We start from the raw sequence: 13,091 nt of genomic DNA, 5'->3' as shown, positions 1-13,091 counted from the left end.
GTTATTATCTTCTGGTAATAGAGCAATATTTAGAGCTTAGCATTCAAATTTATTGAAAAACTTTTACCTATGTTGATATAGCGTAGCGGGGAAATATCCGCCGAAATTATTGCCAATAGATGGGATGTGCTACTATATGTTGTTAATAAAAATGTGTTGCCAATAAGAACCATGTCATCAATAAAAGCTGGCTAATCAGTAAAGTTAAGAAGTTACAAGGATCAATATAAGTGAAAGAGTCTCAGAAAATCATTAACCGTCAGGCTGCTTGTCCAACGATCAAATATCCAGAAAACTTGCCCGTCAGCCAGAAGAAAGATGATATCTACAAAGCTATTCGTGACCATCAGGTTGTCATTATTGCTGGTGAAACCGGTTCGGGTAAAACAACACAGATCCCGAAAATTTGTCTTGAACTAGGCCGGGGAATAAAAGGCTTTATCGGTCATACTCAACCCCGTCGATTGGCTGCTCGTGCGGTTGCCAATCGTCTGGCGGAAGAATTGGAAACCTCAGTGGGTTCTGCTGTTGGTTATAAAGTCCGTTTTAGTGATCATGTGGGCGATAACACGTTAGTTAAACTGATGACCGATGGTATTTTGCTGGCGGAACTGCAAAATGACAGGTTACTTAAACAGTATGACACGCTCATTATCGATGAGGCGCATGAACGCAGTCTGAATATTGATTTTATTCTGGGTTATTTGCGCCAATTACTACCAAAACGTCCCGATTTGAAAGTGATCATTACCTCCGCGACTATCGATCCTGAGCGCTTTTCTCGTCATTTTAATCATGCGCCAATTATCGAAGTTTCTGGTCGAACCTATCCGGTAGAAGTACGTTATCGTCCTGTCATGGGGGAAGATAATGATGGAGAGCGGGATCAGCTTGAGGCAATTATTGATGCTGTTGATGAGCTCAACCGTGAAGGGCCTGGAGATATCCTGATCTTTATGAGTGGAGAGAGGGAGATTCGTGATACAGCAGATGCGCTGAATAAACAGAATCTGCGTCATACCGACGTACTGCCATTATTTGCGCGTCTTTCTAACAGCGATCAGAATCGAATTTTCCAATCACATACGGGGCGGAGAATTGTGCTGGCAACTAACGTGGCAGAAACCTCGTTGACGGTACCGGGAATTAAATATGTGATTGATACCGGGTATGCACGTATCAGCCGTTACAGTTATCGCACGAAAGTACAGAGATTGCCGATTGAACCCATATCACAGGCGTCGGCTAATCAGCGGAAAGGGCGTTGCGGACGTGTATCTGACGGGATCTGTATCCGGCTGTATTCAGAAGACGATTTCCTTTCTCGGCCAGAGTTTACTGATCCAGAAATCCTGCGTACTAACTTGGCATCGGTCATTCTGCAAATGACGGCAATTGGTCTTGGGGATGTCAGTGCATTTCCATTTGTGCAACCGCCTGATAAACGTAATATTCAGGATGGTGTTCGGCTTTTGGAAGAGCTTGGGGCTATTGACCAGAGCACAACGGTTAAGGCTAATTACTGTCTTACATCAATAGGGCGACAGCTTGCTCAGCTCCCGGTTGATCCTCGGCTGGCGCGTATGGTATTGGAAGCTCGTCATCATGGTTGTGTACGTGAAGTGATGGTTATCACTTCTGCGCTATCTATTCAGGACCCAAGAGAGAGGCCACTGGAGAAACAGCAGGCTTCTGATGAGAAACACCGTCGATTTGCTGATAAAGACTCCGATTTTATTGCATTTCTGAAATTATGGGATTTTTTGAAAGAGCATCAAAAGGCACTCTCCTCTTCGCAATTTCGCAAACTTTGCCGTCAAGATTATCTTAACTACCTGAGAGTCAGAGAGTGGCAGGATATATATACCCAGTTACGACAAGTTGTGAAAGAAATTGGTCTGTCGGTAAATAGTCAGGATGCAGATTACCGTGGTATTCATACTGCGTTACTTTCTGGGCTGTTATCTCATATCGGCCAAAAAGATACAGATAAACAGGAATATACCGGTGCGCGTAATGCCCGTTTTGCTATTTTTCCTGGTTCTGGTTTATTCAAGAAGCCACCTAAATGGTCAATGGCGGCGGAATTGGTTGAAACCAGTCGCTTGTGGGGGCGTATTGCTGCGCGAATCGAACCTGAATGGGTTGAACCGTTAGCCGGGCATCTGGTGAAGTATCATTATAGCGAGCCGCACTGGCAGAAATCTCAGGGTGCGGTAATGTCTAGGGAAAAAGTCACTTTATATGGTTTGCCAATTGTGGCTAGTCGTCTGGTTAATTACAGCAAAATTGACCCAATGCTCTGCCGTGAGTTGTTTATCCGCCATGCGCTGGTGGAAGGCGATTGGCAAACTCGACATGCATTTTTCCGAGCGAATCTGAAATTACGTGAGGAAATTGAGGAGCTAGAACATAAATCCCGTCGTCGCGACATTTTGGTGGATGATGAAACCTTGTTTAGTTTCTATGATCAACGGATACCTCAGAATGTGGTTTCTGCTCGCCATTTTGATCGCTGGTGGTTGAAGACAAGTAAAGAGCAACCGGACTTGCTTAATTTTGAAAAAAATATGTTGATCAAAGGCGATGCCGATAAAATCAGTGCGCTGAATTACCCTAATTACTGGTATCAGGGGGCATTGAAATTACGGCTTAGTTACCAGTTTGAACCGGGCACGCAAGCTGATGGTGTGACAGTTCATATTCCGCTGCCGGTGTTGAATCAGGTTAAGGATGAAGGGTTTGATTGGCAGATCCCCGGTATTCGTTATGATCTGGTTGTTGCGCTGATTAAATCATTGCCGAAACCGGTTCGTCGTAATTTTGTCCCTGCACCAAACTATGCTCAGGCATTTATGGAGCGGGTACCTCAACCACAATCGACCTTATTAGATAGCTTTGAGAAAGAGTTACGGCGGATGACTGGTGTTACGGTGTCACGTGATGATTGGCAGTTAGAGCAAGTACCCGATCACCTCAAAATGACATTTCGAGTGGTAGGAGAGAAGAACCGGACTATCGCTGAAAGTAAAGATTTATCTGCGCTGAAATTACGCTTGAAAGAGAAAGTTCAGGAGACACTTTCCTCTGTTGCCGATGATGGGATTGAACAGAGTGGGCTGCATATTTGGAGTTTCGGAGAATTACCGGGACGGTATGAACAGAAACGTGGTGGTTACTCTGTTAAAGCATTTCCAGCGCTGGTGGATGAAAAAGAGAGTATCGGTATCAAATTGTTTGAAACCGAACCGGAGCAACAAATTGCCATGTGGGAAGGTACCCGTCGTCTGTTGTTGCTCAATATTCCTTCACCAATTAAATACTTACATGAGAAATTGCCGAATAAATCCAAATTGGGACTCTATTTTAACCCTTATGGCAAGGTATTGGATTTGATTGACGATTGTATCTCATGTGGTGTGGATAAATTGATGGCAGGGAATGGTGGGCCGGCTTGGAATGAACAGAATTTTATTCAGCTACAGGACAAGGTTCGGGCTGAGTTGAATGATACTGTTGTGGAAATAGCCAAGCAGGTGGAACAGATACTCACCACTATTTTTGCTATCAATAAACGTCTCAAGGGGAGAGTGGATATTTCATTTGCCTTGGCATTATCGGATATCAAAGAGCAGCTTTCTGGTCTGGTTTTCAAAGGATTTGTCACCACTAATGGTTGGAAACGTTTGCCGGATGTCCTGCGTTATCTGCAAGGCATTGAGCGCCGTCTTGAAAAATTGGCGATTGATCCGCACAGAGATAGAGCGCAAATGGGGCGAGTCGAAAATGTTCAGCAACAGTGGCAACAATGGCTGGCGAAATTATCACTGCAACAGAAACAGTTGCCTGAGGTGCAAGAGATTCGTTGGATGATTGAAGAACTGCGGATCAGCTTGTTTGCTCAGCAATTGGGTACGCCATATCCAGTTTCTGATAAGAGAATTTTACAAACGATGGAGCAAATTGCTTCTTGATTAAAGAGGAAGAGCATATTCTAAACTGCGTATCAAGTTTTACATTTGTGATGCAGTTTTTTATCGGTCAGTTAAATCGTCAAACTGAAAGTCACCTATTCTAAAGGTGGCTTTTTACTTAGACTGAAACGAATGAACTGGTTAGCAGGTACTTTCCGTATGTTTGGTTTTGTTAGCCTCAACGAAAGCATTAACCATAGCGGTTTTATTTTTGCGGTTACGAGCGTAGTCAGCCTGAGTTGCCTTCTTCTTGGTTGCTGTAGCACGTTTTAACAACATAATCGCCTCCTCCTAAATCTTCATACTCTGGATTCTTTAATATAATCATCTTTGTTCTGATCATTGTAAAGATACCCTTCGAAAAATATCATTTCAAGAATGATATTTGGGAATTCCAATACCCTGATTTCCTGTATTATACAAGCCTGTTAATGTTATCGGTTATAGGGATAAGTAGTTATATCCTTTCATTCCAACTATCAGAATGGACTATATTTCCATCATTGTTTTTCCAGGTAATTTTTTCGTAGCGAAGCTCAATGATTTCCATATGATTGAATTTCTCTTTTGATGTATCCTTGATATCCAGCATAACGGGAACAATATTCACTATTTTCACATTTTCCATTAAGGTATTAAAATATTCCTTTTCTTGACCATGATCGTCTATTTTATACCATTTAAGCTCTGCTGATTTTAGTGTTTGCCCCGTAGTTAATGCCTTATAAAGATATGGGGATGACGAATCAATTTCTTTCTCAATCATAAATGGAAGGTGTTTCCTCGTTCCAGTTAATTTTCCTGTATTATCATCAGTGGCGGTACTGACGCTATGATGAAGACCTAAAATCTCAATACTGCCTTCTCTACCATAGATATCAACGGAACCTTTAATATCTGCTCCACCGTCGTCTTTTATATACATATATAGAGGAATAGCCATTATTAATCTCCTTCAGAAAACGATTTTGAATTACCGGTGGCAGAAATAAGCTTTTGTAAGCATTTTTCACCACTTTTACTTTTGTACAGTACACGAATACTATCAACAACATACTGATTTAATTCTGCTTCTGTTCCTTGATAAAAAGGCAGTGAGCAGACAGAGTCAGTGCTAATTGAAACATTGGAATCATCAAGAATAGATAATACTCCGTTTACGTTTTTCGGTAATGCAGTAGCTAACGCTGTTGATAGCATTTCTGATGAATGGGCATCACTTCCCTTTGCAAGTAAAGGAGCTACTTTGAGCCACGCTATATCTCCACTTGCAATATGATCTGTTATATAATCCCATTCTCCGTTGTCTCCTTCTGGCATATTTGCAATTACTGCTCTTGCACCTTGCTGTTTTATTTGTAGGGTCAATTGCTTTGGCGTTAAATTCGGATATGGATTTTTAGCCGTAATATGATGATCCACGGCCAATGAGCTAAATGATACCAGTATTAAAAGCAAAACCAGTTTTTTCATTCGACCACCAGGATTGTATCGCTAGAGTTGGCTATCTCTTTTCTGAGATTAGAGCCATTTATAATGATGCAACCATGTGATGCTTGCCGGTATGTGCCATCCCGTCTATCACCATGTATTCTGAAAAGAGAGCGTCCAAACGTATTAGTTCCCATAATAGGGTCTAATATTACGGTGACCCTGGTTATTGAGTTAGAGTAACCGTTGATTCTGTAATAACCGCGGGGAATTGGTCCTTCACCTTCAACCTGTTCCATAGATGGGTTATTTATCCCTGTTCCGTGACCGCTATAACCTTTTGCAATAAAAGAGCCGTTATGTGTTAGCTCGCCAGTGCTTTGTGAATATTTCCACGTCATACTTGTTTCCATTAGTAAATATTAAGAAATTTAACTTTAAACTTAATAAACATTTTTAAAAGCATAATTTTGTAAAAATAGTAATATTTTTGTAAATATAAGTATTTAAGATAATGAGTTAAGAGTAATTTTAATGATTATTGATTTTGGTAAGTAGGTATGAACGATAAAAGAATTGTATAAGATAAATTTGCTCTATTGGAGAAAGAAGTTCAATTCTATATTGAGAATCTCTTATCTCTTGCAGGTTCATTAGATTATAATTACGCTCATAATTTTGCGTATAGGGTGTAATACTATGAGGTCTACAATTGCTACACGGGCTGGAACCAAGAAAAATACTAATGTATACCTCACTGCTGATCTGGTGGATGCGGCTCGTAGCTTAAATATGAACTTATCGTCTATGTTGGATGGGCTTCTGACACAGGCTGTAGAAGCTAAAAAGCGCGGTCAGAAAGAAGATAAACAAGATATGCAGGCAATCAACGCATTTTTGGAGCGTGCAGGGATAATTACGGATGATGAATTTTTTGGGGGCCTTTGATGTTTATCGTAACTTTTCAACAAAATTAATTGTTCCACTGACTTCAACAGGAGAAATGGAGCTAACTCGTAAACGTATTACGCCGGTAGTTGATATCAATGGTGATAAATATTGTGTATTTACTCCGGTTATTACATTCCTTGACCCTAATAAAATAAAGAAAAAAGATTTTATATGTAATGTTGTCATTTCACGAGGATAAATTCTCTCAGCAATTGATGCTATTATTACTAACACATAACATGTGAATTAGTGGGCATAATCTGCTGAATTTTCTCAAAATTTTTTCAGGTGAAAATAATAAAATAACAGCGCATCAGCCAAGAAATAAACTTTCTATAACTGATGCAGATAAATTTATTACTGATAAGTTAATGTCATTGTTGCGGTTACATTTGCTTGGCCGGGGGTAATATTGCGATCGGTCTGAAAATAGCGGGCGTGTAAAGGAATAGATAACTTCCCACCTGAATAGCTGTTGCCAATATTTATTTGTGAATGAATAATAACAGGTTGGTTGTTATAAAGAATTTGCATACCTACACCGGAAGCAGTTGTGTTATTATCATTTTGATCAAGCGCCCATACGTGATATAAGTTATTTTTTGCTTTCTTTCCATCAAGCATTAATTGAATTTGAACATCATTATCACAATCTAAAATAACCTCAAAATCTTTCCCTCCTGCGATACTATTAATGCCAGAAAAATCGCTTTTTTTAATATCACCCATAGGCACAGTAATATTGCTATTTTTCAGTGAGCAACTTTTAGTAATAATGCGGGTATTTCCCAAACGGTAAGTATGCACGATATGGTTATTTACCCGCGCCTGAATTAATTGTTCGTTTCTGACAAAACCAGAACCTGTTGTTGGCGCTATTTTTATTAGCTGAATTGTCAAATAACCCCATGTTTTACCACAATACCAACGACCGGAATTGTCGCAGCTTACGGGATTATTAGCAATGCGCGGTAACCAATCGATACCATAGCCGGGACTCCAAGTATTTATTCTGATACCAACACCGGGAACACCGGACTCGTAAATAGCATCCTTGTTGTATTCTGCATTTTTGTAGGATGTATATCCCCATGACGTATTAACGTTTGTATCGCAATAGAAAATATTGTTTTTATTGTCTAATTCATCTGCACGATATTCGTAAATGGTTGTGCCAATCGGTTGATCCCTTGGGACATATAAGGTTCCAAAAGAGAGATGAGTGATTTCTGGTTTAAATCCTTTCGTAAACTGGCAGTTAGCGGCAAAACTATAAGAACTGACTGTCAAACCAATTAATAAGTTGGTAATACCGAGAAAATATTTAAATTTATTGTAAATATTAAACATAGCGTTTTCCTGTGGAAATTATTTACAGTGTGCTGCTATTATATAAATACCGGATAAAGGACTTTTTTCTGGTAGTTTGTAATTAACGATACATTCCTGAATATCTTTATAACCCCATTTAACGAATAATCGTCCACTATCGGGTAAACCCGTGAGGTAAACTTGCCCTTCGTGACTAACAATAGCGCTATTTACTTCATCAATATCATGGCGTTTTTCTAACATGACAATTGCACCAAAAGGAATAGGATTTTCTTGATAATAGAGATTGATTAGAACTCTGTGACCTATCCGGGTTTTAAAATCAGCCAGGACTAATGCCCCACGAGTAGGAATAACGGTTTGGGTATTGACGTCAATATCGACATTATCTGCTAATGAATGAGTATCCAGTGCAATCCGATTTTTCCGGTAACTGCTGACATAAGGAATAACCGCATAACCATTCCAATCGGTGGCAATACCAACATTATTTTGGATCTTTATTCCTTGAGCGCCATCAGCCCGGACTAATGCCAATGTATCTCCCAAATGTTGTGAAAGAGTAATTCCGTATGGATGAGCAACAATGCCTCCCTGGAGGCCATAATTCAGTTGGTGAGAATAGCGATCATAGCTATAACCGGTACTAAATTGACCATAAGCGCCTTTATATTCCGCATGAATATGACCGCCAGCGCCAGTACCGTGATTCGTGTAACTCTGCTGTAAACTATAAATTAAATTATTGTCTTCCAGTGCTGTGCCACTTAAACTTACTTGATGGGAAATATCTTTGTTTTTATTGGTATTAAAATTATAGCTGGTCCAGCTATTCTTTAGCCAGCGATCTAATGGAATCTGTATGCTGAATGAAAAAAGCTGTTCATTTTTATCTGTATCTGGAAGTTGGCTATAGGTATAATTCAGGCTGTAATTAATATTATTATAATTGGTGCTATAACCTGCGTTGATATTACGTTCATAGCCACGTTGCTGCCAATAATTTTGTTGAAAAGCGGACAAATATAAACTGCCAAAATTTCCTAAAGATTGATTAATATGTAGTTGCAATTTACTTCTTTTATTGGTGCGATAACGCCAGTCACTTTTATTGGCATTATCTATGTCATTGGCTTCTTTAAAATCGTAAAAACCACGTGTCGAATAGCGATAACCTGCCAGAGTAAAATTAGTCCCTGTTAACGAAAGATCTTTTGCATATTGAAAACGGTAGGATTGCCCTTTGGTACTTATATTAGATGGTAAATCGGTGTTAGAGTGAGTGATGTCAAAAGAGAGAGAACCCAATATACCAAAATTATAACCTGATCCTAAAGCAATGGATTGATAATCTTTTGAAAAAATTGTACCACCATAGGTAGTGATATTATTAGAAAAACCATAGACTAATGCACCTTGGGTAAAATTAGGTTCTCTCCCATGATTATTTGATGATTGATATTGGCCCAGTGTTATCGAATATTGGAAGCCTCCTTCCCGTAACATAATCGGTATAGCCGAAAAGGACTGAGTAGATCGATATTCCTGACCATCTGCTTCCTTGATAATAACTTCCAAATCTCCACTTGTTGTGGTTGGGAAAAGGTCATTAATGACAAATGGACCGGGCGAAACATAAGTTTGATAAATGATATAACCGTTTTGCTTGATTGTAACTTGAGCATTACTTTGAGCAATTCCCCGGACACTAGGGGCGAAACCTTGTAAGCTGTCTGGTAACATATTGTCATCAGAAGCTAATTGTAAACCGCGGAATTGGGCACCCTCAAAAATATAGGAGGGGGTAAAGCTATCACCTAGCGTTAATTGTCCTTTTAGTGCGTGAATATCCCGTTGTAAGTAGGTGTTAATACTTTTCCAACTCTTATCACGACTGGTATAGGTAGAATAATTGCGCAGACGCCATGCTTGCCAATTAGCGCCTGTTCGAAGATTCAGATAATGGGTCTGCGTAGAGCCAGATGGGCTATTTTGCCAAGTATTTGAACCACTATAATTGTAGTTAATCAATAATGAAGTTAATCCTTGCTGCCATAATTCAGGCGAAACATAACCTCTTGCCTGATTGTTTAACATTGCTTGTGGAATACTGATATCTAGCCTTTGTTGACCAAAATTGAAGACAGTGCTTGCAGATGGAATATATTGACTTAAATCAGACAACTCTGTTTCTGGTGGTAAACTGAATAGCTCTGGAAAGTTATCAATTTTTACTCCCATATCCTGTAATTGTTGAATTGTCAGCTTGGGCAGCAATTTATTATTTATCGTGACAAAGGTTACGTTCCTGGTATCTATTTTATCTCTATTAAGGTAAATATCTACCCAGTAAATACCGGGCGGATAGTCGTCTTGTGTGAAAATAGAGAGATCAATGTTTTCAGGTGAACCAAAATCAGTACCTATTTCCAGTGCATGAATGTTGAAATAATCTTCAGAATAAGTTTTAGCTGGGTAAAAAAGCATGCCAACAGCTACAAATGGCAATAATAAGAGCCATGAATGTTCAATATTGTATGGTTGCTGATTAATCTTATGCTGTGAGCACTTTCCCATAATTAACTTTCTGGTATAGAGTAAAGTAATGTAACGGTTTTATTAACGAGTTATTTTTTCAAATGGCTGTTTTTTCCTCGGCAGTCACACCACCAAAATCATTAATTGCTTTCCAATTTACCTGTTTTATGTTAATTGCCGGCAGAGGCCAGCTTAGTTGACTAAAGGGTTTAATCATGCCCGCAGGTTTTATTTCATGTTGATCTGCTTTAAGGTAAGAGAATGAAATGAAGTAAGGGGTAGGGTTCTCAGCGATCAGTGAATTATTTTCCGTACGGAATTTGAGCTTTTGGTATGCGGTACTTGATTTTTCTGCCAAATTTGCAGGGCGGTAAAACAATTTAAATTTTGACTTAACTGTTATTTGTAATTGATTCTGATCTGATTTCATAGAGGTAGGAATAGACTTCACATTTAACCAAAAAAGTGATTCCCGATCTTGAGGCAGGTTACTTTCTGTTTTTACAATACGCAGGATATTTTCATGGCCTGCTGCGAGTTTAAAGATGGGTGGTGTTACGATAAAAGGGGTCTTCATATTATCGTTTTCATCTTGGATCCAAGATTGAATCAGGTAAGGGGCATCTTTTTCCGGGTTATTTATAGAAATAGACGCTTCTTTTTTGTCACTCATGTAAATAACACGGGTTCCCCCAATGACGACACCTGCGATAGCGAAATTTACACTGATAATATATAGAAAAATTATTGTGAATAGTCGTTGATACTGCACGGTAACATCTCCGTTTTATCGTGTTTTTATGCGTTATTTTATGGGATTTGTGGGCATCCATTCCCTGTACTGCTTTATTAGAAATAAAACGTGAATGAAGCTTTGTTCTAAATTTAGCCTGTTTTAGTTATAAACAATCGTAAAATTGGCGACGGCATCACCCGAACCTGGGCTGATTGCTTGAGCTGTAGCAACATATTTTGCAATGAACTTCAGTTCTGCGGTTTTTTGATCAGTAAAAGCTTGGAGTTTGGAAGCTTGTGCCAAAGGAATTAGCGTTAAATTATCTTCTTCATAGATACCAATAGCAACACCATCGGCGACTGCCTGGCCTTTATCATTAGATAAGGCCAGAAGATTGTTATTTCTATTATCTATCTGCCCGTCAAATTTAACTTGTGCATGAGTATATTCTGGTGGGCAATCACTCATCTTAATGCTAAAGGGTGTTACAGCTGCGGTACTATCTATGCCACTAAATGCATTTGAGCTAATTGTTCCCATGTTTACGTTTTGGTTCGCAGAGTCAGTATCGATTTTACAAGCATTAGAGATGATATTACCGGTAAAGTTAATCTTTCCGTCCGCTGCATTTGCTACAGGAATAAGTACAGAAGATACAAGTAAGGATGAAATAATCAGTTTAGCTTTCATTGTAAATAGATCCTAACCCTAACGTGCATGGCGTCAGGGAAGTAGAAATATTGATTTAATTGGAACTGTATAAACATCAATACAGCATGTAAATATTCATAGTTTTTATCCGATAACAACAACGATAACTCAAAATGTGTCTTTTTAGGGATAAAGTTAGGCGATCATAGCGATTAATTATGAAAAATCCAAAGAATGACTCGATAATGTATTGTATTTAAGACTTTTATCTGTATTTTTTTATTAAACAGGATTATTTTTTAACATTAACGTGATTTATTGTATGTAATAAATCATTATGCTAATTAATGAGAATATCTTTTGATTAATAACTGGTTATAAAATTAATTGTGATATAAATCACAATTAATTTATTACACTTAAGAATTTATTTTTTTGTTCTATTATTTTCATGTTATTACCTCTCGCTGTCATTTTCTCTTTGAGAGTGTCTATTATGATAGAGATAAGTTATCTGGATTAAATTACGCTATAGTTTTCTCATGTTATCTCTCTATTTTATTGTTTATAGCAATGCCTATCTCAGTTGGCGTTATGAATCCTCAACGCAATTAACCCTGTAAGGGGGGAAAATGAAACAGTTTGTCTTTGTATTGGGCTTTTTGTCCATCGTGCTCTTAGTCTCACATCCAGCTTCGGCCATGCAAGCAGAGCAGAAAACCGTCACCAATGGCGTGGTATCGATCGAATATTCGGTGCGTGGGGAAGGGCCACTGCTCTTGGTGATTGCTTCAACTGGGCGGGGAACGGCAGAATTTGCGCCACTCGCAGATCGACTGGCGATGCGCGGCTATCGCGTTGCTCTGCCCGAGCCACGCGGAATATCGGGGTCGACCGGTCCGATGGAAAATGTGACCTTCCACGACTTTGCTGACGATTTTGCGGCGGTGGCTGCGGCGGAGGGAGGTAAGGCAATCGTGGTAGGGCATGCTTATGGCCATTGGATTGCCAAGACGATTGCCTCGGATTATCCCGAAATGACGCGTGGCATAGTACTTCTGGCAGGGGCTGCGAAATCTTGGCCCTCGGAGCTTTCGGATGCGATCACTGTGATTAGCGATCCGAAATCCACCCGTGAGGAGCGATTAGCGGGACTTAAACTTGCCTTCTTTGCGGAAGGCAACGACCCGACACCTTGGCTTGAGGGATGGCATTCCGATGTCATAAAAAGTCAGTCTGCGGCGCGTGAGCTGACCAATCGTCAGGATTGGTGGGCTGGCGGGACGGTGCCGATCCTCGATCTACAGGCGAAATCCGACCCGTTCCGGCCTGAAACGTCTCGGATGGAGGCGAAGGACGAGTTCGGTAATCGCGTTACTATCGCAGTGATTGAAGGAGCCAGTCATGCGTTACCTGCCGAAAAGCCGATCGAGACGGGGGATGTAATTGCGGATTGGGCTAACAAACTGAAATAATTA

11 protein-coding genes and 1 pseudogene are annotated in these 13,091 nt (G+C 39.7%); 4 read left to right on the top strand and 8 right to left on the bottom strand.

Features of this window, described 5'->3' with window-relative positions:
• Positions 1–242: 242 nt before the first annotated feature.
• Positions 243–3,974, top strand: a pseudogene (gene hrpA / locus AACQ83_RS01850) (ATP-dependent RNA helicase HrpA); the annotation flags it as partial.
• A 141-nt stretch (positions 3,975–4,115) separates the two neighbouring features.
• Here hrpA and AACQ83_RS01845 read toward each other — a convergent pair.
• The 4 genes from AACQ83_RS01845 to AACQ83_RS01830 form a co-directional block, all read right to left on the bottom strand.
• The gene (locus AACQ83_RS01845; RefSeq protein ID WP_158537745.1) at positions 4,116–4,253 is read right to left on the bottom strand and encodes a hypothetical protein; all 138 of its coding nucleotides are present in this window, start codon (positions 4,251–4,253) and stop codon (positions 4,116–4,118) included.
• A 178-nt stretch (positions 4,254–4,431) separates the two neighbouring features.
• A complete protein-coding gene (gene tssD / locus AACQ83_RS01840) occupies positions 4,432–4,917 on the bottom strand; it encodes a type VI secretion system tube protein TssD (RefSeq protein ID WP_112876020.1) in 486 nt (161 codons plus the stop codon).
• A gap of 2 nt (positions 4,918–4,919) precedes the next feature.
• Complete coding sequence (locus tag AACQ83_RS01835) at positions 4,920–5,447, bottom strand: hypothetical protein (RefSeq protein WP_112876019.1); 528 nt, start codon at positions 5,445–5,447, stop codon at positions 4,920–4,922.
• Complete coding sequence (locus AACQ83_RS01830) at positions 5,444–5,806, bottom strand: tlde1 domain-containing protein (protein ID WP_112876018.1); 363 nt, start codon at positions 5,804–5,806, stop codon at positions 5,444–5,446. Before AACQ83_RS01830 ends, AACQ83_RS01835 begins: the two co-directional genes overlap by 4 nt.
• A 298-nt stretch (positions 5,807–6,104) precedes the next feature.
• Between AACQ83_RS01830 and AACQ83_RS01825 the strand changes: the two genes are divergently transcribed.
• On the top strand, positions 6,105–6,353 hold the full coding sequence (locus AACQ83_RS01825; protein WP_112876017.1) for a type II toxin-antitoxin system CcdA family antitoxin: 249 nt from the start codon (positions 6,105–6,107) through the stop codon (positions 6,351–6,353).
• A complete protein-coding gene (locus AACQ83_RS01820) occupies positions 6,328–6,555 on the top strand; it encodes a CcdB family protein (protein WP_240000673.1) in 228 nt (75 codons plus the stop codon). The genes AACQ83_RS01825 and AACQ83_RS01820 overlap by 26 nt, the downstream gene beginning before the upstream one ends.
• Positions 6,556–6,713: 158 nt before the next feature.
• Here AACQ83_RS01820 and AACQ83_RS01815 read toward each other — a convergent pair whose 3' ends face one another.
• The 4 genes from AACQ83_RS01815 to AACQ83_RS01800 form a co-directional block, all read right to left on the bottom strand.
• Positions 6,714–7,706 (bottom strand): fimbrial protein, encoded by a 993-nt coding sequence (locus tag AACQ83_RS01815; RefSeq protein WP_112876016.1) that lies wholly within the window; start codon positions 7,704–7,706, stop codon positions 6,714–6,716.
• An 18-nt stretch (positions 7,707–7,724) separates the two neighbouring features.
• The gene (locus AACQ83_RS01810; RefSeq protein WP_112876015.1) at positions 7,725–10,265 is read right to left on the bottom strand and encodes a fimbria/pilus outer membrane usher protein; all 2,541 of its coding nucleotides are present in this window, start codon (positions 10,263–10,265) and stop codon (positions 7,725–7,727) included.
• A gap of 58 nt (positions 10,266–10,323) precedes the next feature.
• Positions 10,324–10,998 carry a fimbrial biogenesis chaperone gene (locus AACQ83_RS01805; protein ID WP_112876014.1) on the bottom strand — a complete coding sequence of 225 codons (675 nt, stop codon included), beginning with the start codon at positions 10,996–10,998 and terminating at the stop codon, positions 10,324–10,326.
• A gap of 123 nt (positions 10,999–11,121) precedes the next feature.
• Positions 11,122–11,652: a fimbrial protein gene (locus tag AACQ83_RS01800; RefSeq protein ID WP_112876013.1), complete on the bottom strand. Its 531-nt coding sequence runs from the start codon at positions 11,650–11,652 to the stop codon at positions 11,122–11,124.
• A gap of 593 nt (positions 11,653–12,245) precedes the next feature.
• Between AACQ83_RS01800 and AACQ83_RS01795 the strand changes: the two genes are divergently transcribed.
• Positions 12,246–13,088 (top strand): alpha/beta fold hydrolase, encoded by an 843-nt coding sequence (locus tag AACQ83_RS01795; protein WP_112876012.1) that lies wholly within the window; start codon positions 12,246–12,248, stop codon positions 13,086–13,088.
• The last annotated feature ends 3 nt before the right edge of the window (positions 13,089–13,091 follow it).

Source organism: Photorhabdus sp. S10-54 (assembly GCF_963878145.1).
GTDB classification, from domain to species: Bacteria; Pseudomonadota; Gammaproteobacteria; order Enterobacterales; family Enterobacteriaceae; genus Photorhabdus; species Photorhabdus kayaii.
The sequence above is the reverse complement of the archived record's forward strand: the minus strand, read 5'-3'. Positions and strand labels throughout refer to the sequence as shown.

Coding starts and splice junctions, on each gene's coding strand:
- AACQ83_RS01810 (WP_112876015.1), bottom strand. CDS start 10,265: ATGGGAAAGTGCTCACAGCATAAGATTAATCAGCAACCATACAATATT.
- tssD (WP_112876020.1), bottom strand. CDS start 4,917: ATGGCTATTCCTCTATATATGTATATAAAAGACGACGGTGGAGCAGAT.
- AACQ83_RS01820 (WP_240000673.1), top strand. CDS start 6,328: ATGATGAATTTTTTGGGGGCCTTTGATGTTTATCGTAACTTTTCAACA.
- AACQ83_RS01845 (WP_158537745.1), bottom strand. CDS start 4,253: ATGTTGTTAAAACGTGCTACAGCAACCAAGAAGAAGGCAACTCAGGCT.
- AACQ83_RS01815 (WP_112876016.1), bottom strand. CDS start 7,706: ATGTTTAATATTTACAATAAATTTAAATATTTTCTCGGTATTACCAAC.
- AACQ83_RS01830 (WP_112876018.1), bottom strand. CDS start 5,806: ATGACGTGGAAATATTCACAAAGCACTGGCGAGCTAACACATAACGGC.
- AACQ83_RS01825 (WP_112876017.1), top strand. CDS start 6,105: ATGAGGTCTACAATTGCTACACGGGCTGGAACCAAGAAAAATACTAAT.
- AACQ83_RS01835 (WP_112876019.1), bottom strand. CDS start 5,447: ATGAAAAAACTGGTTTTGCTTTTAATACTGGTATCATTTAGCTCATTG.
- AACQ83_RS01800 (WP_112876013.1), bottom strand. CDS start 11,652: ATGAAAGCTAAACTGATTATTTCATCCTTACTTGTATCTTCTGTACTT.
- AACQ83_RS01795 (WP_112876012.1), top strand. CDS start 12,246: ATGAAACAGTTTGTCTTTGTATTGGGCTTTTTGTCCATCGTGCTCTTA.